Raw genomic sequence first — 1,132 nt, 5'->3', positions numbered from 1 at the left:
GCTACCGCCCGGACCGTGGCCCCGCCGCGGGGGCTGCCGTGCCGCGCGGCGGCGGCGACGGGGAGGCCGACGCACGGGGCGGTGGCGGCGGGCGGCTGGGGGCTGAGCCTGCTGCCGGTCCATGTCGCGTCGGTGGTGCCCCTGGGCTCGTCGAGGGGCCCTGGGGCGGCTGCTGGGCGGCTCACCAGGGCATGGCGACGCCGCCGTTCGGCCGGAGGATCTGGCCGGTCATGAAGGCCGAGGCGTCCGACGCCAGGTGCAGCACGGTATGGGCGACGTCCTCGGGTTCGCCGACCCGGCCCAGCGGGGAGATCCGGGCCATCGTCGCCTCCGCCCGGTGCTGCCCCGCGGCATCGTGCCGGTCGGTCATCGGCGTACGGATCCAGCCAGGGGCGACGGCGTTCACCCGTATGGCGTGCGGCCCCAGCTCCGTGGCCAGCGTCCTGGTGAGCTGCACCACTGCGGCCTTCGCGACGCTGTAGCAGAGCAGGCCCGCGCTCGCGGAGTCCACGGCGCCCGACGCCATCGTGATCAGCGAGCCGGGGGCGGAGCGGGCTCTCATGGAGCGGGCCACTTCCTGGCAGGCGTGGAGCACGCCCTTGAAATTGACCGCCAGCACCCGGTCCAGATCCTCGTCCGTGGTCTCCAGCACGCTGCTGGTGTGCATGATCCCGGCCGCGGCGACCAGGATGTCGAGATGCCCCGCCGCGTCGACGGCCGCACGGATCCGGTCGCGGTCGGTGACGTCCAGGGGGTGGGTCCGGGCGCTGCCGCCCGCGTCGGCGATCAGGTCGTACGTCCGGCGCAGGCCCGTCTCGTCGCGGTCCGCGCAGTGCACCAGGGCCCCGGCCTCCGCGAGCAGCAGGGCGCTCGCCCGCCCGATGCCGCTCGCCGCACCGGTGACGAACGCGGCGCGGCCCGTGAGGTCGTACGCGGAGAGAGGCATGACCGGACCGTACGGCTGTATCTGACGGGTCGTCAACTAGGGGGTGGGGCCTGATTGGCAGCCGGGGCACCAGTAGGTGGGGCGGTCGTCCTGGTCGGCCAGGCGGATCGGGGTGCCGCAGCGCAGGCAGGGGCGGCGGGCGCGCCCGTAGACGTACAGCCGCTCCTGTACGCGGACGGGCGGGCG

The 1,132-nt window shown here is 75.2% G+C and carries 3 protein-coding genes; 1 reads left to right on the top strand and 2 read right to left on the bottom strand.

Going from position 1 to position 1,132, the window contains the following annotated elements; translation table 11 throughout:
• Positions 1 to 15 precede the first annotated feature (15 nt).
• The gene (locus JS521_RS37120; RefSeq protein ID WP_307848021.1) at positions 16 to 234 is read left to right on the top strand and encodes a hypothetical protein; all 219 of its coding nucleotides are present in this window, start codon (positions 16 to 18) and stop codon (positions 232 to 234) included.
• On the opposite strand, the gene JS521_RS35795 is transcribed toward JS521_RS37120, so the two are convergent.
• Positions 182 to 946 carry an SDR family NAD(P)-dependent oxidoreductase gene (locus JS521_RS35795; protein ID WP_205087009.1) on the bottom strand — a complete coding sequence of 255 codons (765 nt, stop codon included), beginning with the start codon at positions 944 to 946 and terminating at the stop codon, positions 182 to 184. The two genes, JS521_RS37120 and JS521_RS35795, sit on opposite strands and share 53 nt — an antisense overlap.
• 36 nt (positions 947 to 982) lie before the next feature.
• On the bottom strand, positions 983 to 1,132 hold a 150-nt coding region (locus JS521_RS35790), incomplete at its 5' end, for a zinc finger domain-containing protein (protein WP_275564252.1).

The organism is Streptomyces durocortorensis (assembly GCF_016901035.1).
Classification (GTDB): Bacteria; Actinomycetota; Actinomycetes; order Streptomycetales; family Streptomycetaceae; genus Streptomyces; species Streptomyces durocortorensis.
Note: the sequence above shows the minus strand (reverse complement) of the source record. Positions and strands in the feature narration are given on the sequence as shown.

Coding starts and splice junctions, on each gene's coding strand:
- JS521_RS35795 (WP_205087009.1), bottom strand. CDS start 946: ATGCCTCTCTCCGCGTACGACCTCACGGGCCGCGCCGCGTTCGTCACC.